The sequence below is a fragment of the Ramlibacter sp. PS4R-6 genome, assembly GCF_037572775.1.
Taxonomy (GTDB): domain Bacteria; phylum Pseudomonadota; class Gammaproteobacteria; order Burkholderiales; family Burkholderiaceae_C; genus Ramlibacter.
In genome coordinates, this window is record NZ_JBBHKA010000001.1 from 28,976 (window position 1) to 52,906 (window position 23,931).

Consider the following 23,931-nt stretch of genomic DNA (forward strand, 5'->3'; position numbering starts at 1 on the left):
AGTTAAAGTCGGCGGCATGCCCTGGCATGCACGCCTTCGACTCGACTACTCGCGCGAAGGCGGCCGCACCGTGGCGCGGCACGCGCACGAAGGGCCGCTTCGCATCCTGCAGACCCTGTATCCCGAGGGCGACGCGATCGCCCACAACGTGCTGGTGCACCCGCCGTCGGGCCTCGTCGGCGGCGACACGCTGGACATCGCCGTGCACGTGCGCGAGGGCAGCCACGGCTTCGTGACGACGCCGGGCGCCGCCCGCTTCTACCGCAGCGAAGGCGAGCCCGCCATGCAGCGCGCACACCTGCGGCTCGATACCGGCGCGCGGCTCGAATGGCTGCCGCTCGAAGCGCTGGCGTACAGCGGCTGCATCGCGGAAAACCGCATCGAACTCGACCTGGCGCCCGGCGCCGAGATGATGGGCTGGGACATCGCCGCGCTCGGCCTGCCCGCCGCGGAGCAGCCCTTCAAGCAGGGCTTGTTGCTGCAGCACCTCGAGCTCGAAGGCCAGTGGCTCGAACGCGGCCGCATCGACGCGAACGATGCGCGCCTGATGGACGGCCCCCTGGGCCTGGCCGGCCGCCGCTGCCTGGCCACGCTGTTCTTCGCGAGCGGTTCGGACATCGCGGATGCGCGGCGCGAGCAGGCGCTGGAGCTCGCGAACGAAGCCCTTGCGGCCTGCGATGCGGTTGTGAGCGCCGGCGCCACCGCGCCCGGCCCGCGGGTGATCGTCGTGCGCGTGCTGGCCGACGTCGTCGAGCCCGCGATGAACCTGCTGAAAGCCATCCACGCCGCGTGGCGCCCGGCCCTGTGGGACCAGCCTGCGATCGCCTCGCGGCTGTGGGCGCTCTAGCGCAGGTGCTTCGCCAGGAACTGGTCGATGCGCTGCCAGAACTCCACCTCGTGTTCCAGCAGCCAGCCGCCGTGGCCTTCGTCGGAATACTCGAGGTACTCGGGCGCCGTACCGGCGGAGCTGACCGCGGCGCGGAACTTGCGCTCGTGGTCGATGGGCACGCGCACGTCGGCGACGCCGTGGATCAGCAGCAGCGGCGTCTTGATGCGGCTGGCTTGCGCCAGCGGCGACGTCGCCTGGAGCTGCGCCGCGTCCTTCTCCCGGTCGCCGACCAGCAGCGGCATCCCGTAGCGCTTCCAGCCGTTGTTGAAGTCGCTCCACGTGATGGAGTACATCAGCTCGATGTCGGTCACGCCGGCGATGCTGATCGCGCAGCGCCAGCTCTCGGGGTGGCGCACCGTGCCCATCAGCGCGGCATAGCCGCCGTAGCTGCCGCCCATGATGCAGGCCTTGTCGGCGTCGGCCCAGCCCTGCGCGGCGGCCCACTTCAGCGCGTCCTGCAGGTCGTCCTGCATCGACAGGCCCCACTGCTTCAGCCCCGCCTTGAAGTGGCTGTAGCCGTAGCCCTCGCTGCCGCGGAAATCCGGTTCGACCACGAGGTAGCCGCGCGATGCGAGGAACTGCGCGTCGCCGTTCCAGCTGGTCTTGGCGCCGCGCAGCCACGGCCCGCCGTGCACGAGCACCACCGTCGGCAGCTTCCGGCCCTGCGCCGCGCCGGGCGGATGCGTGACCACCGCGGGGATCTCCAGGCCGTCGCGCGCCTTGTAGCGGTGGAAGCTGCGCGTGCCCTGCGTCGCCTCGTCCACCCACGGCCGCGCGGCGGCGATGCGCTTCATCGACATGTCCTGCGTGTCGAGCAGGAAGAACTCGCCCGGCTGGCGGTCCGACTTGCTTTCGACGACGACGGCCCGCGCGTCCACGCACTTGCCGCAGTGCAGCCGGTTGCTGCGCCCGGGCAGCGCCTTGTCGACGCCGGCCTGCAAGGTGCGCAGCTTCCTGTCGAACCAGTAGCTCGCGCCCTGCTCCATGAGGAAGTGCAGGCCGAGGAACTGGCCGCGGTGCGTCTGCAGGCGCGGCTCCAGGTCGAAGCCCTGCACCGAGACGAGCGGCTCGGGCTCGGGCTGCTTCCTGTCGGCGTCGAACCGGAAGAGGGCCTCGGTGCCGGCCGCGCCGTGCGGAGCCGCGACATACAGCGTGCCGCCGGCGTCGACGAACACGGGCCGGAAGCCTTCGCTGCGGTACTTGCCGAAGTCGCCGATGCGCTCCCACTCGCGCGAGTCGCCGCGCCGCCACCACACGTGCCGGCGGTTGCCCACATAGGCCGTGACGGCGCGCGGCTCGCCCTTCGCGTCCATCAGCCAGTCCTGCGCGCCTTCGGGCGCGCCTGCGCTCAGGAGGCGCTTCTCCCCCGTGGAGGTGTTGAGGCGATACAGCGATACCGAGATGAGGTCCCAGCCCGCGTCCCACTTCGATTGCCCGACGATGATGTCCGGCGAGCCGTCTTCCACGGTGTCGACGAAGTCCCACTCCCAGGTGAGGATGCGCGAGATGACGCCCGTCGCCGCCGAGATCGTGTTGCTCACGCGGTGGATCAGCTGGCGGAAATCGCTGCCGTCGCGGTTGACGGCATACAGGCCGGGCATCTTGTTCTGGTCGCCCATGGCGCGCTTGAGGTCGACCGTGGAGAAGACCAGGCGCTCGTCGTTTACCCAGCGCACGTCGCTGATGTCCGATCCCGCGATGGCGGCGACGACCTTGGGCGGGCCCAGGGGCGCAAGCTCCATCACGGCCAGCTGCACGCGCCCGCCGTCGGTCGGCACGGCAGCGGCCAGGTGGCGGCCGGATGGCGAGACCGCCACTTCGCTGAGGAAAGGCTTGCGGAAGAAGTTTTCGGCGCTCGCCGGCTGCGCGGCGTGCGCGGCGGCGAATGGCAGGCAGATGGCGGCGAGAAAGGCACTCGCCCAGCGACGGATCATCACGGTAGCTCCCCAGGGGTCCCGCACGGATGCTAGCTCAGCCGTGGGCCGGGAGAGTCTATTCGGGGGAGGGTCGTGGAAGCCGGCGAGGGCTCATGCGCCCGCGCGCCGCGGGCGGAACCCGCGAAAAAGTCACGCCGCGTGCAGCGGTCAGTGCACCGGCGCCTTCAGCCCCAGGCGGCGGCGCAGCGAGTCCTGGTACTCCCAGTCGGCCGCGCAGTCGCTGTCGCAGAACAGGCGTTCGCCGATGTCCTCGGCGTTGCCGCAGTTGTGGCAGCTGCCGACCGCCTTCAGGCCGCCGGTGCGCGTGCGTTGCGCCGCGAGCGCCTGCGACAGGTAGCGTTGCTCGGAATCGAATGCAAGGTCGGCTTCGTCCATGCGGCGAAGTTTGGTTCGCCCGGCGCGTTCCTGCCGCCCGCGCGCTGCCTGAGTTGCCGTAGGAGCTTGGCTCGGCAGGGCGACGGTCAAATCGCCACGAGCTCGCGCACGCCCTGCGCATCCATCTCCTGCCCCAGGCCGCGCGCGATGAACTCGCCGCGCTGCATCACGAGGAATTCGTCGGCGAGGTCGCGCGCGAAGTCGTAGTACTGCTCGACCAGCAGGATCGCCATGTCGCCGCGGTCGGCGAGCATGCGGATCACGCGGCCGATGTCCTTGATGATGGACGGCTGGATGCCCTCGGTCGGCTCGTCCAGGATCAGCAGGCGCGGCCGGGCGGCGAGCGCGCGCGCGATCGCGAGCTGCTGCTGCTGGCCGCCGGAGAGGTCGCCGCCGCGCCGCTTGAGCATCTGCGCCAGCACCGGGAAGAGCTCGAACAGCTCCGGCGGGATGGGCTCGCCCGCGGCGCGGTACGCCATCCCCATGCGCAGGTTCTCCTCCACCGTCAGCCGCGCGAAGATCTCGCGGCCCTGGGGCACGTAGCCCATGCCGGCGCGGGCGCGCTCGTAGGGCGTGCGCGTGGTGATCGGCTTGCCCTCGAATGCCATCGTGCCGGACTTGATGGGCACCAGGCCCATGAGCGACTTGAGCAGCGTGGTCTTGCCCACGCCGTTGCGGCCGAGCAGCACCGTCACCTGCCCCGGCTTCGCCTCGAACGACAGGCCGCGCAGGATGTGCGAGCCGCCGTAGTACTGGTTGACGTCCTTGACCGACAGCATCATCGCCCCAGGTAGACCTCGATCACGCGCTCGTCCGCCTGCACCTGCTCGAGCGTGCCTTCGGCCAGCACCGAGCCTTCGTGCAGCACCGTGACCTTCTCGGAGATCAGCTGGATGAAGTTCATGTCGTGCTCCACGACCAGCAGCGAGTGCTTGCCCTTGAGCGACACGAAGAGTTCCGCCGTGCGCTCGGTTTCCTCGTCGGTCATGCCGGCCACCGGTTCGTCCAGCAGCAGCAGCTTGGGGTCCTGCATCAGCAGCATGCCGATCTCCAGCCACTGCTTCTGGCCGTGGCTCAGCTCGCCGGCCATGCGGTCCACGCTGTCGGTGAGGTGGATGGTGTGCAGCACCTCCGACAGGCGGTCGTCCTGCTCGCCGTCCATGCGGAAGAACACCGAAGCGCGCACGCCCTTGTTGGTCTTGAGCGCGAGCTCCAGGTTCTCGAACACCGTGAGCTGCTCGAACACCGTGGGCTTCTGGAACTTGCGGCCGATGCCCATCTGGGCGATGTCGGCCTCCTTGTGGCGCAGCAGGTCGATGGTGCTGCCGAAGAACACCGTGCCTTCGTCGGGGCGCGTCTTGCCCGTGATGATGTCCATCATCGTGGTCTTGCCCGCGCCGTTGGGGCCGATGATGCAGCGCAGCTCGCCGGGGGCGATGTCCAGCGACAGCTTGTTGATCGCCTTGAAGCCGTCGAAGCTGACGCTCACGTCCTCGAGGTACAGGATGCGGCCGTGCGAGACGTCGACCTCGCGCTCGCGCACCGGGTGGGCGAAACCGGCGGCGCGCCCGCCCGATTCCGTGCGCCCGCGCAGCACCTTGTGGCGCTGCGCGCCTGCTTCCATCAGGTCGGGCGTCATGCGCGTTTTCCCCTGAACTTCTTCGCCAGCCCCACGACGCCTTCGGGCAGGAACAGCGTGACAGCAATGAACAGTGCGCCCAGGAAGTACAGCCAGAACTCGGGCGCGAAGACGGTGAGCCAGCTCTTGGCGCCGTTGACGATGAAGGCGCCGAGGATGGGGCCGACCAGCGTGGCGCGGCCGCCGACCGCGGCCCAGATGGCGATCTCGATCGACTGCGCCGGGCTCATCTCGCTGGGGTTGATGATGCCCACCTGCGGCACGTACAGCGCGCCGGCCACGCCGCACATCACGGCCGACAGCGTCCAGATCGCGAGCTTGTAGCCCACCGGGTTGTAGCCGCAGAACATCACGCGCGACTCGGCGTCGCGGATGGCCTGCAGCACGCGGCCGAACTTGCTTTGCACCAGCCAGCGCGCCATGAGCAGGAAGGCCAGCAGCACCACGCCGGTCACCACGAACAGGCCCATGCGCGTCTGCTGCGAGGCGATGGTGAAGCCGAAGATGCGCTTGAAGTCGGTGAAGCCGTTGTTGCCGCCGAAGCCGGTCTCGTTGCGGAAGAACAGCAGCATGGCCGCGTACGTGAGCGCCTGCGTGATGATCGAGAAGTACACGCCCTTGATGCGCGAGCGGAAGGCGAAGAAGCCGAAGACGAACGCGAGCAGGCCGGGCACCGCGACGACGAGGAACAGCATCGCGACCGGGCTGTCCGACAGGCTCCAGTGCCACGGGAACTGCTTCCAGTCCAGGAACACCATGAAGTCGGGCATGTCGCTCTTGTACTGGCCCTCGCGGCCGATCTGCCGCATCAGGTACATGCCCATCGCGTAGCCGCCGAGCGCGAAGAACAGCCCGTGGCCCAGCGACAGGATGCCGGTGTAGCCCCAGATCAGGTCCATGGCCAGCGCGCAGATGGCGTAGCACATGATCTTGCCGATGAGCGCCACGGCGTAGTCGCTCATGTGGAACACGCTGCCCTCGGGCGCCACGAGGTTCATGAGCGGCGCGATGGCGCACACGGCCACGAGCGCGATGAGGAAGAAGGTCCAGCCGGCTTTCGTGAAGAGCGGCTTGCGCGCGGGCAGCAGCACCGGCATCGGCTTGTAGCCCTGCATCTTCTCGACCAGCTCCTGCGGGGCGCGGTCCATCATGCCTCCGCGCTGCGGCCGCGCGCGGCGAACAGGCCCTGCGGACGCTTCTGGATGAAGACGATGATGATGACGAGCACGGCGATCTTCGCGAGCACGGCGCCGGCCCAGCCTTCGAGGAACTTGTTCAGGATGCCCAGGCCGAGCGCCGCGTACACCGTGCCCGCCAGCTGCCCCACGCCGCCGAGCACGACGACCATGAACGAGTCGACGATGTAGCCCTGGCCGAGGTCGGGGCCGACGTTGCCGATCTGGCTGAGCGCGCAGCCGGCCAGGCCGGCGATGCCGGAGCCCAGCGCGAAGGCATAGGTGTCGATGCGGGCCGTGTTCACGCCCATGCACGAGGCGATGGGGCGGTTCTGCGTGACGCCGCGCACGAACAGGCCCAGGCGCGTCTTCGCGATCATCAGGGCCATCCCCGCCAGCACCACGAAGGCGAAGGCGACGATGAAGATGCGGTTCCACGGCAGTTGCAGGTTGCCCATGACTGCGACGCCGCCGGACATCCAGCTGGGGTTCTCCACGCCGACGTTCTGCGCGCCGAAGACCGTGCGCACCAGCTGCTGCAACGCAAGGCTGATGCCCCAGGTGGCTAGCAGCGTCTCGAGCGGTCGGCCGTAGAGGAAGCGGATCACGCCGCGCTCGAGGATCGCGCCGACGATCGCCGAGGCGAGGAACGCGACCGGGACCGCCGCGATGAGGTACCAGTCGAAGGAGCCGGGCAGGTACTTGCGGAACAGGCCCTGCACGACGTACGTGGCGTAGGCGCCGATCATCATCAGCTCGCCGTGCGCCATGTTGATCACGCCCATCAGGCCGTAGGTGATGGCCAGGCCCAGCGCGACGAGCAGCAGGATCGAGCCGAGGCTGATGCCGGAGAAGACGGCGCCGATGCGCTCGCCCCAGGCGAGCGACGCCTCGACGCTGCGCAGCGACAGCTCCAGCGCCGACTTCACGTCGCTCTCGGTTTCGCCCTTCATGCGTTCGATCAGGATGGACTTCACCGCGGGCGAGCGGCTGGCCGCGAGCACCTTCGCCGCTTCGAGGCGCTTGGCCTTGTCGGCGCTGTTCAGGAGGGCGGCGGCGCGCACCAGCGCGAGCTGCTCGCGGATCGCGGCGTTGGGCTCGGCGGCCAGGGCCTTCTCGATCATCGGCAGCTTGGATTCGTCCGGGTCCTTCTGGAAGTCCTTCACCGCCGCCATGCGCAGCGCGTCGTCCTTCGAGAAGAGCTTGAGCGACGACAGCGCGGAATCGATCTCGCCGCGCATGCGGTTGTTGGTCACCACGTCTTCCGCGTCGGCGGGAACGGCGGCTTCGGCGCCGGTGACGGGGTCGGTGCCCTTGCCGTCCCGGACGATGAACAGCTTGTCGCCCGCGGCCTTGACGGAGTCGTCGGCGAGCGCCTGCAGGAACGCCGCGGTCTTGTCGTCGGCCGTGGCGATGGCCTTGCCCAGCGCCTCGATGCGGGCGTCGGATTCGCCGATGGCGATGGCCTTGGCTTCCTCGGCCGTCAGCGCGTGGGCCTGTGCTGCCGCGAATACCGCCACCAGGAAAAGGATTCGTTTGAACATCTTTGCAGTGCCCCGCACGCGAGGCACTTCGAAGATGTCATCCCGGCGAAGGCCGGGATCCAGTGGCTTCCGTCGAAAGACACTGGGCCCCGGCCTGCGCCGGGGCGACAACGGCGGTCCTTACACCTTCGACTTGCCGTCCGGCTCGTCCTTCTTCTTGTCGTTGCCTTCGATGAAGGGCGACCAGGGCTTGGCCTTGACCGGGCCGGGCGTCTTCCACACCACGTTGAACTGGCCGTCGGCCTTCACTTCGCCGATGAACACCGGCTTGTGCAGGTGGTGGTTCTTGGCGTCCATCGTGGCGACGAAGCCGCTCGGCGCCTTGAAGGTCTGGCCGGCCATCGCGGCGATGACCTTGTCGGTGTCCGTGCTCTTAGCCTTCTCGACGGCCTGCTTCCACATGTACACGCCGATGTAGGTGGCTTCCATCGGGTCGTTCGTCAGCGGCTTGTCCTTGTGGCCGGCGATGCCCTTGGTCTTGGCGTAGTCGCCCCACTTCTTGGTGAACTCGGTGTTGGTCGGGTTCTTGACCGACATGAAGTAGTTCCACGCGGCCAGGTGGCCCACCAGCGGCTTGGTGTCGACGCCGCGCAGTTCTTCCTCGCCCACCGAGAAGGCGACGACCGGCACGTCCTTGGCCTTCAGGCCCTGGTTGCCCAGTTCCTTGTAGAAGGGCACGTTGGAGTCGCCGTTGATCGTGGAGATCACCGCCGTCTTCTTGCCTTCGGAGCTGAACTTCTTGATCTTGCCGATGATGGTCTGGTAGTCGGAGTGGCCGAAGGGCGTGTACTCCTCCATGATGTCGGCCTCGGCGACGCCCTTGGACTTGAGGAACGCGCGCAGGATCTTGTTCGTGGTGCGGGGGTACACGTAGTCGGTGCCGAGCAGCACGAAGCGCTTGGCGCCGCCGCCTTCCTTGGACATCAGGTATTCCACGGCGGGGATGGCCTGCTGGTTCGGCGCGGCGCCCGTGTAGAACACGTTCTTCGACAGCTCTTCACCCTCGTACTGCACGGGGTAGAACAGCAGGCCGTTCTGCTCCTCGACCACCGGCAGCACCGACTTGCGCGACACGGACGTCCAGCAGCCGAAGATCACGGCGACCTTGTCCTGCGTCAGGAGCTGCTTGGTCTTCTCGGCGAACAGCGGCCAGTTGGAGGCCGGGTCCACGACCACGGGCTCGAGCTTCTTGCCGAGCACGCCGCCCTTGGCGTTGATCTCGTCGATCGCCATCAGCACGGTGTCCTTGAGGACCGTTTCCGAGATGGCCATGGTGCCCGACAGGCTGTGCAGGACGCCGACCTTGATGGTGCCCTTGTCCTGGGCTTGCGAGAGGGTGGTCGCGCCCAGGCCAAGGCCGAGGGCGATGGAGGCGGTGAGGAGTTTGAGGTTCCCTCGACGATTCATGTGGCTGCTCCGAAGTGAAAGAGGTAGTGGGGAAATGCGAACCCCGTTGGCCGGGGTCACTTGTCAACGCAAGGCGTGTGCCATCCCCCCATCCGGGTTTGCACCGACGTGGCGCACGGTTTGGCGGCGCGCCCGCGCACGAAATGGAGGCGGACGCACCAAAATGCGTTGTCGGCGAGCGATCGCGGGGCTCTTGCGCACTGCGAAGCTGCATGGCACATGATTTGCGACATCGGATTTGGTGCAGGAGGCACGATGGAACTGACGCCCCGTGAGAAGGACAAGCTGCTGATATTCACCGCCGCGCTGCTGGCGGAGCGGCGCAAGGCCAAGGGCCTGAAGCTCAATTACCCCGAAGCCGTGGCGCTGATCTCGGCCGCGGTGATGGAAGGCGCGCGCGAAGGCAAGACGGTGGCGCAGCTCATGTCCGAGGGCCGCAGCGTGCTGACGCGCGCCGACGTGATGGACGGCGTCGCCGAAATGATTGCCGACATCCAGGTGGAGGCCACCTTCCCCGACGGCACCAAGCTCGTGACCGTCCACCAGCCCCTGCCCTGAACAACGAGGAGACGACAAGATGAAGAACTGGCTCGCCCTTCCCGCCTTCTTCGCCGCACAGGCCTGGGCGCATTCCGGGCACGGCATGCCCGGCGAGGTGCACTGGCACGCCAGCGACGTCGCCGGCCTCGCGGTCATCGCCGTCGGCGCCCTGCTCGCCCTGTGGCTGGCGAGGGGCGAATGACCCCCGGCGAAATCCTGGTCGACGGCCCCGACCACGCGCTCAACCCCGGCCGCCGCACCACCACGGTGGTCGTGAAGAACACGGCCGACCGCCCGATCCAGGTCGGCTCGCACTACCACTTCCACGAAACCAACGGCGCGCTGCAGTTCGACCGCGACGCGGCGCGCGGCATGCGCCTGAACATCGCATCGGGCACCGCGGTGCGCTTCGAGCCCGGCCAGCAGCGCACGGTGGAACTCGTCGAGTACGCCGGCGAGCGCGTGGTGTACGGCTTCCGCGGCCTCGTTCAAGGAAAGCTCTGACCATGGCCACCATCGGCAGGCGTGCCTACGCCGAGATGTTCGGCCCCACCAAGGGCGACCGCGTGCGCCTGGCCGACACCGAGCTCCTGCTCGAAGTCGAGGACGACTACACCTTGCGCGCCGGCGGCTACGGCGAAGAGGTGAAGTTCGGCGGCGGCAAGACCATCCGCGACGGCATGGCGCAAAGCCAGCGTTCGCGCGCGCAGGGCGCGATGGACGTGGTGCTGACCAACGCACTCGTCGTCGACCACTGGGGCATCGTGAAGTGCGACATCGGCGTGAAGGACGGCCGCATCGCCGCCATCGGCAAGGCCGGCAACCCCGACACGCAGCCGGGCGTGGACATCATCATCGGCCCGGGCACGGAGATCATCTCGTGCGAAGGCTCGATCGTCACCGCCGGCGGCATCGATTCGCACATCCACTTCATCTGCCCGCAGCAGATCGAGGAGGCGCTCGCCTCCGGCGTGACGACCATGTTCGGCGGCGGCACCGGCCCGGCGACGGGCACGCTCGCCACCACCTGCACGCCCGGCCGCTGGAACATGCAGCGCATGCTGCAGGCGGCGGACGCGTTCCCCATGAACCTGGGCTTCCTGGGCAAGGGCAACGCCAGCCGGCCCGATGCGCTGCGCGAGCAGATCGAAGCCGGCGCCATCGGGCTGAAGCTGCACGAGGACTGGGGCACCACGCCCTCGGCCATCGACCAGTGCCTGTCGGTGGCGGAAGAGACGGACACGCAGGTCGCGATCCACAGCGACACGCTGAACGAATCCGGATTCGTCGAGAACACCATCGCGGCGACCAAGGGCCGCAGCTTGTGCGCCTTCCACACCGAAGGCGCGGGCGGCGGCCACGCACCCGACATCCTGCGCGTGGTGGGCGAGGCGAACTTCCTGCCCTCTTCGACCAACCCGACGATGCCTTACACCGTGAACACGCTCGACGAGCACGTCGACATGCTCATGGTGTGCCACCACCTGGACGCGGGCATCGCCGAGGACCTGGCCTTCGCCGAAAGCCGCATCCGCAAGGAGACCATCGCGGCCGAGGACATCCTGCACGACATCGGCGCGATCAGCATGTTCTCGTCCGACTCGCAGGCCATGGGGCGCGTGGGCGAAGTCATCCTGCGCTGCTGGCAGACCGCGCACAAGATGAAGCTGCAGCGCGGCACGCTGGGCGGCGACACGGCCCGCAACGACAACACGCGCATCAAGCGCTACGTCGCCAAGTACACGATCAACCCGGCCATCGCGCACGGCATCTCGCACGAGGTCGGCAGCATCGAATCCGGCAAGTGGGCCGACCTCGTCGTCTGGAAACCCGCCTTCTTCGGCGTGAAGCCCTCGCTCATCCTCAAGGGCGGCTTCATCGCGATGGCGGCGATGGGCGACCCGAACGCGTCCATCCCCACGCCCCAGCCGGTGCACTACCGGCCGATGTTCGGCGCGTTCGGGGGTGCGGTCGCGAAGGGCTCGTTCACCTTCGTGTCGCAATCCGCTTTCGGCGCCGGCGTGGCGAAGGAGTTCGGCCTGGCCAAAACCATCGGGGTGGTGAAGAACATCCGCAAGGTCACCAAGCGCGACATGGTCCACAACGGCGCGACGCCCAGGATGGAGATCGACCCCCAGACCTACGCCGTGCGCGCCGACGGGCAACTGCTCACCTGCGAGCCGGCGAAGGTGCTGCCCATGGCGCAGCGATACTTCCTGTTCTGATGATCCAGGCGACCAAGCTCCTCGCGCGCGGCGCGGGCCTCGCACCCGCGCTGGTCAAGCGCGCACCCTTCGTCACGCTGGACTGGGACACGCGGCAGAAGAGCCGCTTCGACTTCACCGATTCGAACGGGCGCCACGTGGGCGTGTTCCTGCCGCGCGGCAGCGTCGTGCGCGGGGGCGACGTGCTCGTCGCCGAAGACGGCTCGTTCATCCGCATCGTCGCGGCCGACCAGCCGGTGCTGGTGATCACCGCGTGCAAGGAACACGGCTCGCCCTTCGACCTGACGCGCGCCGCCTACCACCTGGGCAACCGGCACGTGCCCATCGAATTGAAGCCCGACCACCTGAAGATCGAACCCGACCACGTCCTCGCGGACATGCTGCGCAGCATGCACCTGGACGTGACCGAAGCGAACGCGCCCTTCGAGCCGGAAGGCGGGGCATATGCGAGCGGCGGCCACCATGGACACGCGCACGAGCACCACGGCCACGACCACCATTGACGGCCTGCTGCCGCTGCTGTGGCTGGCGTCGCCGGCGCTGCCGGTGGGCGGGTTCTCGTATTCCGAAGGGCTCGAAGCGGCCGTCGATGCGGGCCTCGTCACCGGCGAAGCGCAAGCCGCCGACTGGCTCGTGCACCAGTTGCACCTGAACCTCGCGCGCGCGGACCTCGTCGTCGTGCGCAACGTGGTCGCCGATCCCGCGCAGGCCGATGCGATGAACGCCTGGGTGCTGCGCACGCGCGAAACGTCGGAGCTGCGCCAGCAGACCGTGCAGATGGGACGCTCGATGCTGGAATGGCTGAAGTCCGTGGGGCGCGCCGTCCCGCATGCCGGGCCGCTGGCCTATCCCGTTGCGTGGTCCCTCGCCGCCTCGGGCTTCGAACTCGGCGCGCGCGATGCGCTGAACGCCTTCGCTTTCGGCTGGGCCGAGAACATGGTGCAGGCCGCCGTGCGCGTCGTGCCGCTTGGGCAAAGCTCGGGCCAGCGCATCCTGTCGCGGCTGGCGCAGGAGATTCCCGCGGCGGTCGACGCCGCGTTCGCGGCCGAAGAACCGCAGGCCTTCAGCCCCATGCTCGCGATCCTGTCGTCGCGCCACGAAACCCAATACTCACGCCTGTTCCGCTCATGAACCGTACCAAGAAGCTCCCCCCGCTGCGCGTGGGCATCGGCGGCCCCGTCGGCTCCGGCAAGACCACGCTGCTCGAAAAACTCTGCAAGGCCATGCGCGACGAGTGGGACCTCGTCGCCATCACCAACGACATCTACACCAAGGAAGACCAGCGCCTGCTCACCGTGAGCGGCGCGCTGCCCGCGGAACGCATCATGGGCGTGGAGACGGGCGGCTGCCCGCACACCGCCATCCGCGAGGACGCATCGATCAACCTCGAGGCCATCGACCGCATGCTGGAGCGCTTCCCCGACGCCGACATCGTGTTCGTCGAAAGCGGCGGCGACAATCTCGCCGCCACCTTCAGCCCCGAGCTGTCGGACCTGACGATCTACGTGATCGACGTCGCGGCCGGCGAGAAGATCCCGCGCAAGGGCGGGCCCGGCATCACCAAGAGCGACCTCTTCGTCATCAACAAGACCGACCTCGCGCCGCACGTCGGCGCGAGCCTGCAGGTGATGGAAGAGGACACGAAGCGCATGCGGCGCGACAAGCCCTTCGTGATGACGAACCTGAAGACGCAGGACGGGCTTGCGGAAGTCGTCGCCTTCATCGAGCGCAAGGGCCTGCTCAAGGGGTGAGTTCGCGTCGCCAATCAGTTGGTGTCGCGCCTGGCATTCGGATCGACGACCGGTGGGGGATGGTTCAGGACAAGCCAGAAGTAGCCGATGTGGCGAATCGCCTCACTGAACTGCTTGAAGTCAATCGGCTTGACGATGTACGCGTTGGCTCCATTCTTGTACCCCTTGGCAACGTCGGATTGCTCCTGGGATGAAGTAAGGAGGACAACCGGCACCTGCTGGGTCCGGGGATCGCCCCGGATCTGGGCCAGCACTTCCAACCCGTTCACCTTGGGCAACTTCAGGTCCAGGAGCACGACGTTGGGTGGCTCATAGGGGTTGCGGTTGCTGTATTTGCCCTCGCACCGCAGGAACGCGAGCGCTTCGACGCCATCGCCGACGACGTGCACCTCATTGGCGATGCCTGCGTCGTTGAGCGCGAGAATCGCCAGTTCGGCGTCATCCGGGTTGTCTTCGACCAGAAGGATCTGGACGCGGCCTCTTCGGTTCATTTCGATGATCCCAACGTGAAATAAAAAGTGGCGCCCGCCCCTTCCGCGCCTTCTGCCCACACGCGGCCGCCATGGCGATCCACGATGCGCTTGACCAATGCAAGGCCGACGCCTGTGCCCGGGAACTGGGCGTCCGTGTGCAATCGCTCGAACACGTGGAACAGCTTGCCGACATAAGCCATGTCGAACCCCGCACCGTCATCCTTGACGAAGTAGACGGTTGTGCCGTCCCGGTGCTCGCAGCCGATCTCCACGGTCGGATGCTCCTTTCTCGCCGAGTACTTGAATGCGTTGCCGATCAGGTTCACCCACAGCTGGCGGAGCATCGGCAGGTCGCCCCTGCAGCGCCCCAGCGCACACTTGACCACGGCGCCGGCCCAGTCCGGATCGTGCGCGCGGACCTGCTCGACGGCCTCCTTCACCAGTGCGTCGACGTCGATTTCGCCCGCGTGCATCTCCTGCCGGCCCAATCTCGAAAACCGGAGCAGGTCGTCGATGAGCTGGCCGAGCTTGCGCGCGCCTGCGCTGACACGCTTCAGGTAGTGCTGCCCCTGCTCGGGCAAGCTGGCGCCGAAGTCCTGCTGCAGCACGTCGGCGAAGCCTTGCATCGTCCGCAGCGGAGCACGCAGGTCGTGCGAAACCGAATAGGCAAACGCCTCCAGGTCACCGACCGCGGTGACGAGCTCCCGCGTCCTGTGCTCGACGATCTGCTCGAGTTCGTCGTTCAGCCTGGCAAGGTCGTTGCGGGCCCGCTCGAGTTCGCTCAGGTCGCGAAAGACGATGCAGCACCGCTCGTTGCCGCGGTCGTCGCAGAAGATGCTCGAGGAAATCTCCGTTTCGAACTTCTCGCCGTCGGCGCGGACAAAGCGGAGCTCACCGCGCGCCTGCCGGGCTTCGCGCCGCCGTTGCAGCAGCACGGGAAGCCTCGGGTCCGAGACGTCGACGACGCCCTCGCGCCCTAGGCAGTGGATCTCGCGCTCCGTGCGCCCGAGCATCTCGCACGCCGCGGGGTTCGCCCGAAGGATGGTCCCGTCAGGTGTGGTGAACAGGACGCCGTCCAGGTTGTGTTCAAACAGCGACCGGTAACCGCTTTCGCTTTCCGTCTCGACACCTTCTGCTTTCCGATTCATCCAGGCTCCAACTGACACCAGGCTCTCCTCGATGAAATCGAGCACCCCGGGGCGGAGCTTATGGAACGAAGGCGCCAGGCGCTAGAGGGAACCCTGTGCCGGCGCTGTGGGGAATTCTTGATGGAAAGGCCCGGCGGGCGGATCAGCCGAGCGGGAGCGGACAGGCGCCCGGGCTAGGTTCTTATCCAGGCCACGGCATCGTCGAAGTCGGGAAACAGACGCAGGTCAAGTCCATGGCGATTCGCTTCACCGGAGACCACACCCGTGATCTTCTGCGCCTGCACGACGACGGCGACTTTCGCGCAAGTGAGGAAGTGGTGCGCCATCAAGGCCCCGACGGTCTTGCGTTCTGGAATGCCGAGGTAGCCGAGGACCCTCCGGATGTCGATGACGAGGCGGCTCGGCGCGCCGTTGGACTTCACCTCGTCCGCAAGTCTCTGCAGCACTTCCCGCCACGCATCGAGCGTCACCAGGCCCTCGAGTTGCGCCACGGCGAAATCTTCTTCGGCGAGCAGTTGAAAGTCGAGCATGCGCAATGGTAGGGCACGCGGGTGTTTCGTATCCGACGCCGTACGGCTGGGGGGTTCGTCTAAACTCGCCGCGATGGCGAACCGACGATCACGGCTGGGGGCTTCCGATGCTCCGCCCGCTGTGCCAGAGCCCAGCCAGAACCACCTGCTTGCGGCCTTGTCACCCGAAGTGCAGGGGCGACTCTTCCCGCACCTGGAACTGGCCGAACTGCCGCTGCGCGCGCTGATGTACGAAGCGGGGCACCCGATGCGCCACGTCTACTTTCCGACGGACTCCATCGTGTCGATGCAGTACCTGATGGAGAACGGCGCATCGACCGCGATTTCTGTGGTCGGCAACGAAGGCCTGCTGGGCATCACCTTGTACATGGGCGGCGAAACGACGCCCAGCCGATCCATCGTGCAGAGCGCGGGGCACGCCTTTCGCCTGCCCCGGACGCGCGTCAAGGACGAATTCAATCGCCACGGCGAGCTGCTGCTGCTCATGCTGCGGTACACGCAGGCGCTCATCACGCAGATCGCGCAGACGGCCGTGTGCAACCGGCACCACTCGATCGACCAGCAGTTGTGCCGCTGGCTGCTGCTGTCGATGGACCGCCTGTCGGGCAACCAGCTGACGATGACGCAGGAGTTCATCAGCAACATGCTCGGGGTCCGCCGGCCCGGGGTCACCCTTGCCGCGTCCAAGCTGGAGCAGCTCGGGGTGATCTCGTACCAGCGCGGACTGATCGAAGTGCTCGACCGGCCGCGCCTCGAAGCCATGAGCTGCGAGTGCTACCGCGTCGTCAGGAAAGAGACCGACGCGTTGCTGCACTACCTGCCCCAGAGGCAGCTCGCCAACGTCGGCGCCATCCCGACGGTGACCCTTCCACAAGGCTAGAGCAGCGGGCCCAGGAGGCGCGCGCCCCACTCCTTGATGCGTGAACGCGTCGGGTGGTGCCGCCAGCTCTCGGCCGAGAGGGCGTCCGACGCCGCGATGTCGCGGGCATACGCGCTTTCCATGCGGCCCGCGAACTCGCGGCCGATCACGACCGCATTGACTTCGTCGTTGTCGAGCGCGCTGCGCCAGTCGAGGTTGCTCGAGCCCACGCAGGACCAGACGCCGTCCACGACCGCGGCCTTCGCGTGCAGCGGGGGGCCGCGGCGCTCGTAGATCTTCACGCCGCCTTCGAGCAGTTGGGCGTAGTGGGAGCGTCCCGCATGGAACGCCGCCGGGGAATCGGACTGGCCCGGAAGGACCATCCGCACGTCCACGCCGCGGGCGGCCGCGTCGAGTAGCGCCTTCACAAGCTGCGGGTCCGGCACGAAGTAGGCGTTGGTGATGTAGACGCGCCTCTCGGCATTCGCGATCGCCGAGATGAGGGTGAGGTAGATGAGGCTGTAGGCGTCGTCGGGCGTGCTGCCGATGGCGCGCACGACATCGGATCCGCGGGGCTGGGTGCGCTGCGCCGCGGAGACGGGCGGCGGCGCGGGCTGGCCCTTCTGCCGCGCCCATGTCGTTTCGAAGAGGGCTTCGAAGTCGGCCACCACGGGCCCTTCGATGCGCACGTCGGTATCGCGCCACCCGACGGGGGGCGAGGCGGCGCGTCTCGTGCGCATCGACGAGCCGCTCGAATACACGCTGCTGATGTTGATCCCGCCCAGGAAGGCGGTCTCGCCGTCGATGATCATCAGCTTGCGGTGGTCGCGATGGTTGGGCGCCCACGCCTTGTCTTTCGCCGCCAGCGGGTTGACCGGGTTGAATTCGACGATCTCCACGCCGGCCGCCTTGAGCGTGTCGAAGAATGCCTGCGCCGTGCCGAACGTACCCACGCTGTCGTAGATGATGCGCACCTGCACGCCGGCAGCCTGGCGCTGCGCGAGCAGCTCGGCGAACGTGCGGCCGATCTCGCCGTCTTCGAAGATGTAGGACTCCACGAGGATGCGCTTTTGGGCCGACCGGATGGCCGCGAACATCGACGCGTACGTCGCCGGGCCGTCCTCCAGCAGCGTCACCTGGTTGCCCAGGACCAGCGGGGAGCCGCCGATCTGCTGTTCCAGCACGGTCTGGCGGTCGAGGATGTCGAGGTCGCCGCTGGCCGCCTGCAGGCGTGCCACGAGGGCGGCGCTCTTCTTCTGCGACAGCGGCCCCCATGCCGTCTGGAAGTTCGCCTCCTGTTTTTCGTACCGCCCCGACAGGAAGCGCGTGTCGGGAAGCGTCCCGCAGGCAGTCACTGCCGCGGCGAGCGCGCACACGGTGGCGACTGCGAGGAAAGCCCCGGCTCCGGGGCGCGGCCACCACGGCCTCGTCTTCTTGCTCATGGGGCGCAGGTCTTCGGAAAGGATGGACATGCAGGGTGCCTCATCCGGTGGCAGCTCGTCTGTCTGCTGGTGTACCCAGCAGCAAGACGGCGTGCCGTCCTACACGAGCCGAAGCTCATCGGTATGGCAGTGGACAGACGGATGACCGGCGTGCGCGCAACCTCGCGGCGTTGACTTCAAGTCATCGGCCGTTCGCGCTGCGCACGGTGCTCCCCAAGAACCACCTGGAAGAAACCATGAACCGATTCACCCGCACCTCCATCCTCTTTGCCGCCGTGTCGCTGGCCGCGCTCGCCGGCTGCGCGTCGACCCAGAAGCACGAAAGCACGGGCCAGTACGTGGACGACACGACGATCACGACCAAGGTCAAGGCCGCGATCTTCAACGACCCGACGCTCAAGTCGGCCGAGATCAACGTCGAAACCTTCAAGGGCCGCGTGCAGTTGAGCGGGTTCGTTTCCAGCCGCGAGAGCATCGATCGTGCCGTGCGCGTGGCGCAAGGCGTGGGGGGCGTCTCCTCCGTCGCCAACGACATGCGCGTGAAGTAACGAGATGACTGCCCGTCCGGCGCCGGCCATCGCGTGCAGGGGCTTTCGAGCCCTTTGGCCTGCTTCCGCCCTGTGGGTGATGGCCTCCATCGCCGGCGCTACGGTGGCCATGGCCAATGTCCCGGTCGGGCAGTGGTCAACGGACCTGTCCCTCTCCGATGAGGTGACCTCCCCGGCATCTCCGGGCAAGCTGGAACGCGCGCCCGGGACGGAAGCACCTACCTCCCGGTCGAAGGCGAGATGCCGGACTTGCGGTGTCGTCGAAAGCATCCGCAAGGTCGATGCGGCCGGCGCCACGCCCGCGGTTTACGAATTCACCATTCGGCTGCGGGATGGATCGGCCCGGGTGAGCAGCGTCGCGAGCGTCGCCAAGTGGCGCGTCGGCGATCCGGTCATGCTCATTGGCGGCAACGAGCCGTCTTCCAACAACCCTGTTTCACTCTGAAAGAACCCATGCTTTATACGATCGCCGTTGTCCTCCTCATCCTGTGGGCCCTGGGCCTTGTCACCTCCTTCACGGCGGGAGGCCTGATCCATGCCCTGCTGGTCATTGCCATCGTGGTCGTGCTGTTGCGGGTGATCAGCGGCCGCCGCGCCCTCTGAAGGCGTCGCACCGGACTAGTCCGCCCGGCGCACGCACCTACAGCGTGGCGCATGAGCCACCGACTGACAACACCCAGATGCGGGAACAGACTCCCGCCATGTCGGATCAAGCAGTTGCCTGGAAGGCCACCTTCGGCGCGCTGGTGCTGCTGTTCTGTGCGGGAACGTACATGATGCGCAAGCCCGCGGAGGCACCGCAGCCCGCGGCCCACGCCCCCCTAGCGGCACTGCCCGCCGCCGCGCCGCAAGCGCCGGCGCCGCTCGACGTGCAGGACGACACGCCGCCCGTGCGCATCGAGGTGACGCTGCACGAAGCCGACCTGGTGCCGCGCGCGCTGCTGCGCACGCCGCCGCGCAAGCCCGCGAGGCACGCCGCTCCCGCGCCGAAGCTGCGCGCCTCGAAGCTGGCGCCGCCGCGCGTGCACGTCGTGGCCGCCAAGCGCAAGGCCTCGCCCTATGCGGTGGGCCGCAAGCACTACCCCTACGACCCGAAGCAGCGCTGGGCGTTGCGCGACGCACCGTAGCACCCGGTTCGCAAGCGGGGCGAATGCGCTTAGCATGCGCCCATGCTGCGCCTGCCCAACCTGCTCGCCTCGCGCCGGGGCCGCCTCGCCGCATTCTTCCTGCTGTACACCACCGAAGGCGTGCCGCTCGGCTTCGCCGCGGTGGCCATCGCCACCGAGCTGCGGCGGCGCGGCGTCGGCCCGGCGGAGATCGGCACCTTCGTCGCGTCGTTCTACCTGCCGTGGGCGTTCAAATGGGCGGCCGGCCCCTTCGTCGACGTGTTCCGCTCGCAGCGCTGGGGCCACCGGCGCGGCTGGATCCTGCTCACGCAGATCGTCATGGCGCTCACGCTTGCGGTGCTGGTGTTCATCCCGCTGCCGCAGGGGCTGGCCCTGTTCACGGCCATCCTGCTGGTGCACAACTCGTTCGCGGCAGTGCAGGACGTGGCGATCGATTCGCTGGCGGTCAACACGCTGGGCGAGGACGAGCGGGGCCTGGCCAACGGGCTGATGTTCTCCGGCGCGATGCTCGGCCAGGCCGTGGGCGGCAGCGGCGTGCTGTTCGCGTCTTCCTACATCCCTTTCCAGTCCACCTTCCTGCTGGTGGCCGCGTCGATCGCGCTCGTCACGCTGTTCGTCGTGCTGCCGATGAAGGAGGCGCTGATCGGCGCGCTGGCGCTGCCCGCCGGCGTCACGCGCATGCAGCAGGCGATGACGGACATGCGCTCCTTCGCCGTGCAGTCCTTCCGTTCCTTCGTCGGCACCAGCGGCGCGTTCCGCGGCGTGTTCTTCTCGCTGCTGCCCGCGGGCGCGATGTCGCTGGGCCTCGCGCTGCAGACCAACCTGGCCGTCGACCTGGGCATGAACGACGACCAGGTCGGCGCTTTAAGTTTCTGGAGCTCCATCACGTCGGCGGCCTGCATGGTGCTGGGCGGCTGGCTCTCGGACAAGCTGGGCCGCCGCATCACGCTGGCGTGGTACCTGCTGTTCATGAGCGCGCCCGTGCTTTACCTCATGTGGCAGTTGCAGGTGGCGGGCTACGTGATGCCGCGCCCGCCCGGTTCCACGCCGATCCCCGCCCTCATCACGCAGCTGTGGATCGCGAACATGGCCTACGCGGTGTTCCAGGGGCTGATGTACGGCACGCGCTCGGCCATCATGATGGACGTCACCAACCCGCGCGTGGCGGCCACGCAGTTCACGGCCTACATGGCGATGATGAACCTCGCGATCGCGTTCGCGGCCAGCTGGCAGGGCGTCGTGATCGAAGCCTGGGGCTACCCAACGACGCTCTTGGTCGATGCCATCGTCGGGCCGCTGTGCGTCCTGCTGCTGCCGGCCATGAAGCAGCCCGCCGCCTGGGCCGACGACCGCGCCAACTGGCGCTCGCGCACCACCGCGGCGGTTCTGGGCGTGTGCGTGCTGTCCTTCCTGGTGTTCTGGCCGAACCGCGAAGCCGTGGGCGCCGTGCAACCCATCATCGGCACCTTCTACACGCTGGTGTTCGTCGCCTCGGCGCTGTTCCTGCTGGCCGGCCGCGAGGTGCTGGGCACCGCATCCGGTGCGTGGGGGCGCGCCGCGCCGTGGGTCGCCGTGCTGCTGCTCGCGATGTACGGGCGCTACTGGGCCGGCAAGGCGACGGCCGAGCCGCTGCACACGCTGGTGAACGTTTTCCTGTACGTGGCGCCGCTGGCCGGCGGCATCGTGCTGCTGGCGCTGTCGCGCATGGACTGGCGCGAGACGACGGTGATCGAGGCTGACCCGGCGCTGCAGCGCGTGCGGCCGGAGGCGGCCGGCTAGCCGAAGTACGCGCGCAGGAAGTCGCGCAGCGTGCGGTATTTCACCTCGGCGTCGCCTTCGAACGCCGCGAGCTGCTCCAGCAGTTCCTTTGACGGTCCCGGTCCCTTGCCGGCGGCCAGCAGGGCGTAGGCCTGCTTCACCTCCGCGATCGCCTCGCGCGCCTTCCAGAGCGCGAAGTCGGCCTCCTGCTGCAGCTGCAGGTACTTCAGCTTGTCTTCGGCGATGCCCATGGATGAGCAGTTTAGCCCGCGCCGGGACCGGGAAAACGCTCCCCCTGCATGGCAAGCGCCTCTTGCACCCTGGGATACCATCTCATCCACTTCCCCTCGTCCCGAACGGCATGGCCCCCGATCCCGACCCGAAGCGGGGCCTGCGCGAGTGGCGCTCGGCGGCCCTGGCCGGCATTGCGTTCGTCTCCATCATCGCGATCGTCGCGGCCCTTGCGCTGCAACGCGAACGCCGCCTGCTCATCGAGCAGGCCCGCAAGGACGCGACCACGCTGGCCGCGCTGTTCGAGGAGAACACCGCACGCACCTTCGACGGCGTGGCGAGCACGCTGGAAGGGCTGGCGATCTACACGGCGGCCATGCAGCCGCCGAAGAACGACCGGGCGGCGCGCGAGACCATGCGGGCGCGCCTGGGGTTCGTGCCCACGGTGCGGGCGCTCTTCGTCATCGGACCGGACGGCTTCATCCTGCATGACACCGACTACCCGAACACACCCGCGGTGTCGCTGGCGGACCGCCCCTACTTCCGCCAGTACCTGGACGACGAGCGGGTCACGCGCGCCGTCTCCGAAGCGCTGCAAAGCCGCTCCGGCACGGGCTGGTTCGTCGCGGTGACGCGCCGCATCACGGCGCGGGACGGGCGCTTCCTCGGTGTTGCCGTCGCGGCGGTGCAGCTGGACTCCATCTCGCGGCTCTATCGCAAGCTCGACCTCCAGCCGGGACAGCAGGTCTCGCTGCTGCAAGGCAACGGCACGCTACTGGCGCGCTACCCCGCCGACGACGCGCTGATCGGGCGCAGCTTCGCCGAGGCGCCGGTCTTCGCGACCAAGCTGCTGCAGCGCCGCGCCGACACCTTCGTCACGAGCGGCCCGCCCTGGGGTTACGAGCGCATCGTGAGTTACCGCGCGGTCGAAGGCCACCCGCTCGTGGTCCTGGTCTCCACGCGCATCGAGGTGGTCCTGGCCACGTGGAACCGCGCGGTGGTCGCGAGCATCGCGGGATTGCTTGCGCTGTCGCTGCTCACAGCAGGCGCCGTGCGCTTCTTCGTGCTCGGGCAACGCGCGCGCGGGCGGGCCCAGGCGCATCGCAACGCCGAGGAAGCCGCCGTCGCGGTCGCGCAGGCGAACGCGAAGTTCCGCGCATTCTTCGAGCAGGGCTCGATGTTCGCGTGCGTCATCTCGCCCGACGGCGACCTGCTGGAGGTCAACCACGGGCAGGGCGAGGCCGGCGGCCAACCGCTGCCCGCCGGGACCAAGCTGTGGGAATGCCCGTGGTTCGCCGCGCCCGAGTCGCAGCAATCGGTATTGCGCGAGGGGATCGCGCTGGCCCGTGCCGGCGAAACCTTCCGCTGCGAGGCCGCCTTCCGTGGCGACTCGCGCCTGCGCCTCATCGACCTGGTTCTGTCCCCGGTACGGGATGAAGCCGGGGCGATCCTGGCCATCGCGGGCGCCGGCGTGGACGTCACCGAGCGCAAGCACCAGGAGGAGCAGCTGCGGGTGCTCGCCCGCGACCTGGCCGATGTCGACCGGCGCCGCGCCGAGTTCCTGGCCACCCTGTCGCACGAGTTGCGCAACGTGCTCACGCCGGTGCAGAACTGCGCGCAGATCCTGAAGATCGCGGAGCCCGGCTCCACTCAGGCGGCACGCGCCCGTGAGGTGCTGTCGCAGCAGCTGCGCCAGATGAAGCGGCTGATCGACGACCTGCTGGACGTTTCGCGCATCAACAGCGGCAAGGTGCAGCTCGAGCTCGAGGGCATCGACCTGCGCACGGTGCTGCTGCGCGCGGCGGATGCGACACAGAGCTCGATGGAGCGCGCCTCGCACAAGTTCGAGCTGGCCCTGCCCGCGGACGAGCTCCTGATGAGCGGCGACCCGGCGCGGCTGGAGCAGGTCTTCACCAACCTCCTGGGCAACGCGGCCAAGTACACGCCGCTGGGCGGCAACATCCGGCTGGCGGCGCGCAGCGAAGGGCACGAGGCCGTGGTGGAGATCCGCGATGACGGGCTGGGGATTCCCGTGACGGCCCAGGCGCGGATCTTCGAGATGTTCGAGCAGGTGGGCAGTCACGCCGACCAGCGCCAGGGTGGGCTCGGCATCGGGCTGGGGCTGGTGAGCAAGCTCGTCGCCCTGCACGGCGGGCATGTCGAGGTCTTCAGCGACGGGCCGGGCCACGGCAGCACCTTCACGGTCTACCTCCCGCTCACGTCGGCCCCCACGCCCAGGCCGGTGGCGCCGGATGCGGGTGCCGATGGGGCGCGGAGCAGCGCACCCCGCGCCTGACGCGGCACACGGCGGTATTCACCCCGCGCATATCCGA

General features: G+C 68.2%; 26 protein-coding genes and 1 pseudogene. 15 read left to right on the top strand and 12 right to left on the bottom strand.

Translation table 11 applies throughout. From position 1 onward, the window contains the following. The first annotated feature begins 16 nt into the window (after positions 1-16). Positions 17-847, top strand: a complete 831-nt coding sequence (locus WG903_RS00140; protein ID WP_340072139.1) for an urease accessory protein UreD — start codon at positions 17-19, stop codon at positions 845-847. On the opposite strand, the gene WG903_RS00145 is transcribed toward WG903_RS00140, so the two are convergent. The 7 genes from WG903_RS00145 to urtA all read right to left on the bottom strand — a co-directional run bounded on the left by WG903_RS00145 (position 844) and on the right by urtA (position 8,966). Next, positions 844-2,823 (bottom strand): alpha/beta hydrolase family protein, encoded by a 1,980-nt coding sequence (locus WG903_RS00145; RefSeq protein WP_340072140.1) that lies wholly within the window; start codon positions 2,821-2,823, stop codon positions 844-846. The two genes, WG903_RS00140 and WG903_RS00145, sit on opposite strands and share 4 nt — an antisense overlap. A gap of 150 nt (positions 2,824-2,973) precedes the next feature. After that, on the bottom strand, positions 2,974-3,201 hold the full coding sequence (locus tag WG903_RS00150; protein ID WP_340072141.1) for a hypothetical protein: 228 nt from the start codon (positions 3,199-3,201) through the stop codon (positions 2,974-2,976). An 86-nt stretch (positions 3,202-3,287) separates the two neighbouring features. Then, a complete protein-coding gene (gene urtE, locus WG903_RS00155) occupies positions 3,288-3,980 on the bottom strand; it encodes an urea ABC transporter ATP-binding subunit UrtE (RefSeq protein WP_340078173.1) in 693 nt (230 codons plus the stop codon). Continuing rightward, positions 3,980-4,840: an urea ABC transporter ATP-binding protein UrtD gene (gene urtD / locus WG903_RS00160; protein WP_340072142.1), complete on the bottom strand. Its 861-nt coding sequence runs from the start codon at positions 4,838-4,840 to the stop codon at positions 3,980-3,982. The genes urtE and urtD overlap by 1 nt, the downstream gene beginning before the upstream one ends. Continuing rightward, positions 4,837-5,988 (bottom strand): urea ABC transporter permease subunit UrtC, encoded by a 1,152-nt coding sequence (urtC, locus tag WG903_RS00165; protein WP_340072143.1) that lies wholly within the window; start codon positions 5,986-5,988, stop codon positions 4,837-4,839. Before urtC ends, urtD begins: the two co-directional genes overlap by 4 nt. Continuing rightward, entirely contained in the window at positions 5,988-7,559 is a 1,572-nt protein-coding gene (urtB, locus tag WG903_RS00170; RefSeq protein ID WP_340072144.1) for an urea ABC transporter permease subunit UrtB, read from the bottom strand. Before urtB ends, urtC begins: the two co-directional genes overlap by 1 nt. A 120-nt stretch (positions 7,560-7,679) precedes the next feature. Continuing rightward, the gene (gene urtA / locus WG903_RS00175; protein ID WP_340072145.1) at positions 7,680-8,966 is read right to left on the bottom strand and encodes an urea ABC transporter substrate-binding protein; all 1,287 of its coding nucleotides are present in this window, start codon (positions 8,964-8,966) and stop codon (positions 7,680-7,682) included. 255 nt (positions 8,967-9,221) lie between these two features. On the opposite strand from urtA, the gene WG903_RS00180 reads away from it, so the two are divergent. The 7 genes and pseudogenes from WG903_RS00180 (at position 9,222) to ureG (ending at position 13,482) form a co-directional block, all read left to right on the top strand. Next, positions 9,222-9,524, top strand: a complete 303-nt coding sequence (locus tag WG903_RS00180; protein WP_340072146.1) for an urease subunit gamma — start codon at positions 9,222-9,224, stop codon at positions 9,522-9,524. A gap of 19 nt (positions 9,525-9,543) precedes the next feature. Next, positions 9,544-9,708, top strand: coding sequence for a hypothetical protein (locus tag WG903_RS00185; RefSeq protein ID WP_340072147.1), 165 nt, complete (start codon positions 9,544-9,546; stop codon positions 9,706-9,708). Continuing rightward, positions 9,705-10,010 (top strand): urease subunit beta, encoded by a 306-nt coding sequence (locus WG903_RS00190; RefSeq protein WP_340072148.1) that lies wholly within the window; start codon positions 9,705-9,707, stop codon positions 10,008-10,010. Before WG903_RS00185 ends, WG903_RS00190 begins: the two co-directional genes overlap by 4 nt. Positions 10,011-10,012: 2 nt before the next feature. Further along, positions 10,013-11,731: an urease subunit alpha gene (gene ureC, locus WG903_RS00195; RefSeq protein ID WP_340072149.1), complete on the top strand. Its 1,719-nt coding sequence runs from the start codon at positions 10,013-10,015 to the stop codon at positions 11,729-11,731. After that, positions 11,731-12,228, top strand: a pseudogene (gene ureE / locus WG903_RS00200) (urease accessory protein UreE); the annotation flags it as partial. The gene ureC and the pseudogene ureE, both read left to right, overlap by 1 nt. Further along, complete coding sequence (locus WG903_RS00205) at positions 12,194-12,862, top strand: urease accessory protein UreF (protein WP_340072150.1); 669 nt, start codon at positions 12,194-12,196, stop codon at positions 12,860-12,862. The pseudogene ureE and the gene WG903_RS00205, both read left to right, overlap by 35 nt. Further along, on the top strand, positions 12,859-13,482 hold the full coding sequence (gene ureG / locus WG903_RS00210) for an urease accessory protein UreG (RefSeq protein WP_340072151.1): 624 nt from the start codon (positions 12,859-12,861) through the stop codon (positions 13,480-13,482). The genes WG903_RS00205 and ureG overlap by 4 nt, the downstream gene beginning before the upstream one ends. Positions 13,483-13,496: 14 nt before the next feature. Here ureG and WG903_RS00215 read toward each other — a convergent pair whose 3' ends face one another. The 3 genes from WG903_RS00215 to WG903_RS00225 all read right to left on the bottom strand — a co-directional run bounded on the left by WG903_RS00215 (position 13,497) and on the right by WG903_RS00225 (position 15,633). Next, entirely contained in the window at positions 13,497-13,973 is a 477-nt protein-coding gene (locus tag WG903_RS00215; protein WP_340072152.1) for a response regulator, read from the bottom strand. Beyond that, positions 13,970-15,148 (bottom strand): sensor histidine kinase, encoded by a 1,179-nt coding sequence (locus WG903_RS00220; RefSeq protein ID WP_340072153.1) that lies wholly within the window; start codon positions 15,146-15,148, stop codon positions 13,970-13,972. Before WG903_RS00220 ends, WG903_RS00215 begins: the two co-directional genes overlap by 4 nt. A gap of 128 nt (positions 15,149-15,276) precedes the next feature. Beyond that, on the bottom strand, positions 15,277-15,633 hold the full coding sequence (locus WG903_RS00225) for a hypothetical protein (RefSeq protein WP_340072154.1): 357 nt from the start codon (positions 15,631-15,633) through the stop codon (positions 15,277-15,279). A gap of 73 nt (positions 15,634-15,706) precedes the next feature. Between WG903_RS00225 and WG903_RS00230 the strand changes: the two genes are divergently transcribed. Further along, positions 15,707-16,513 (top strand): Crp/Fnr family transcriptional regulator, encoded by an 807-nt coding sequence (locus WG903_RS00230; RefSeq protein ID WP_340072155.1) that lies wholly within the window; start codon positions 15,707-15,709, stop codon positions 16,511-16,513. On the opposite strand, the gene WG903_RS00235 is transcribed toward WG903_RS00230, so the two are convergent. Further along, a complete protein-coding gene (locus WG903_RS00235) occupies positions 16,510-17,964 on the bottom strand; it encodes a phospholipase D-like domain-containing protein (protein WP_340072156.1) in 1,455 nt (484 codons plus the stop codon). The two genes, WG903_RS00230 and WG903_RS00235, sit on opposite strands and share 4 nt — an antisense overlap. A 206-nt stretch (positions 17,965-18,170) precedes the next feature. On the opposite strand from WG903_RS00235, the gene WG903_RS00240 reads away from it, so the two are divergent. The 5 genes from WG903_RS00240 (at position 18,171) to WG903_RS00260 (ending at position 21,388) form a co-directional block, all read left to right on the top strand. Further along, on the top strand, positions 18,171-18,482 hold the full coding sequence (locus WG903_RS00240; protein ID WP_340072157.1) for a BON domain-containing protein: 312 nt from the start codon (positions 18,171-18,173) through the stop codon (positions 18,480-18,482). A gap of 79 nt (positions 18,483-18,561) precedes the next feature. After that, positions 18,562-18,927: a hypothetical protein gene (locus WG903_RS00245; protein WP_340072158.1), complete on the top strand. Its 366-nt coding sequence runs from the start codon at positions 18,562-18,564 to the stop codon at positions 18,925-18,927. A gap of 8 nt (positions 18,928-18,935) precedes the next feature. Next, on the top strand, positions 18,936-19,085 hold the full coding sequence (locus tag WG903_RS00250) for a lmo0937 family membrane protein (RefSeq protein WP_340072159.1): 150 nt from the start codon (positions 18,936-18,938) through the stop codon (positions 19,083-19,085). A 98-nt stretch (positions 19,086-19,183) separates the two neighbouring features. Further along, positions 19,184-19,609 (top strand): hypothetical protein, encoded by a 426-nt coding sequence (locus WG903_RS00255; RefSeq protein ID WP_340072160.1) that lies wholly within the window; start codon positions 19,184-19,186, stop codon positions 19,607-19,609. A gap of 42 nt (positions 19,610-19,651) precedes the next feature. Beyond that, positions 19,652-21,388, top strand: coding sequence for an MFS transporter (locus tag WG903_RS00260; protein ID WP_340072161.1), 1,737 nt, complete (start codon positions 19,652-19,654; stop codon positions 21,386-21,388). On the opposite strand, the gene WG903_RS00265 is transcribed toward WG903_RS00260, so the two are convergent. Next, positions 21,385-21,618: a hypothetical protein gene (locus WG903_RS00265; protein ID WP_340072162.1), complete on the bottom strand. Its 234-nt coding sequence runs from the start codon at positions 21,616-21,618 to the stop codon at positions 21,385-21,387. The genes WG903_RS00260 and WG903_RS00265 overlap by 4 nt on opposite strands. A gap of 110 nt (positions 21,619-21,728) precedes the next feature. Between WG903_RS00265 and WG903_RS00270 the strand changes: the two genes are divergently transcribed. After that, positions 21,729-23,894, top strand: coding sequence for a sensor histidine kinase (locus WG903_RS00270; protein ID WP_340072163.1), 2,166 nt, complete (start codon positions 21,729-21,731; stop codon positions 23,892-23,894). Positions 23,895-23,931: the final 37 nt, after the last annotated feature.